This window comes from Chryseobacterium metallicongregator (assembly GCF_031324065.1).
Taxonomy (GTDB): Bacteria; Bacteroidota; Bacteroidia; order Flavobacteriales; family Weeksellaceae; genus Chryseobacterium; species Chryseobacterium metallicongregator.
The window spans coordinates 1-917 of record NZ_JAVIXS010000010.1 but is presented as its reverse complement, the minus strand read 5'-3'; the positions used below and the strand labels follow the sequence as shown (position 1 = coordinate 917).

1 protein-coding gene is annotated in these 917 nt (G+C 36.6%); it reads right to left on the bottom strand.

Features of this window, described 5'->3' with window-relative positions:
• Positions 1-111: 111 nt before the first annotated feature.
• Complete coding sequence (locus REB14_RS13480; RefSeq protein ID WP_047428043.1) at positions 112-522, bottom strand: helix-turn-helix domain-containing protein; 411 nt, start codon at positions 520-522, stop codon at positions 112-114.
• Between the last annotated feature and the right edge of the window lie 395 nt (positions 523-917).

Genomic DNA, 917 nt, shown 5'->3' with positions numbered 1-917 from the left:
GAATAAATCCGCCCGCTGGATCGAGCGTCTCGCTCGTGTCCACAAATAAACAAAACCACTGCACAGCAGTGGTTTTTCGTTTTATTAAAAGTGTATTTTTTATAAGCTCTCTTACTTATCAAGCAGCTTTTCCAGTCTGCTCATCATTTCATCCTTTTCCTTCAGCATACGCTCATACAAAGCGATTTTTTCTTCGTGAAGTTTAAGGATAGTTTCTACTGGATTGAATATAGGATTAGTATTATGGGCATTGAATATTGAACCATTATCTAAAGAAAAAGTATTCGCTATAATATTCACAGCCTGCTCCTCATCAAAATTCTGAAAAGCTTCTACAGGAATTTTCAGTACTTCGGATATTTTTTCCAGCAGCTGGTTTTCAATGGTTTCTTTTTGTTCAAGTAAAGAGATCTTTTTTTGGTTCCAGTCTTCACCTAAGTCCAAAGCCAATGCTTCCTGCTTGATGCCCAGCATTTCTCTGAAACGTTTTACATTTCTTCCCTGATGTATTTTGTAGTCCATTCTTTAATCAATTTGTGAAGATTCAAAGATAATACATTCTGTAAAGTAAAGGTTAAAAAATGTCCGGTAAAATATTCCGGCCATATGTATTAAAGTGTCGGCAACTGGTTTATAAACGGTCTCCAGCCACTCATAGAGTTTCTCTAACCATTATCCTAAGTGTCCATACCACCTTCATTAAGTGAGTAAAGGTACTTCAGAGCTGCCTTTAGCCACTTAATGAAGCCTCTCCGCCCGCTGGCACAAGGGTTTCGCTCATATTCGTGAATAAAACAAAAAGCCACTGTTTTTGCAGTGGCTTTTATATGTATAACTGGTTAATAATTATATTTCTCCACCCAATATAATTATCTAAATTTACCGTAACAAATTACCCAAAACGCTAAAGTAACCCA

Excerpts from the sequence above, each read along its gene's own strand:
- REB14_RS13480 (WP_047428043.1), bottom strand. The coding sequence starts at position 522 with ATGGACTACAAAATACATCAGGGAAGAAATGTAAAACGTTTCAGAGAA.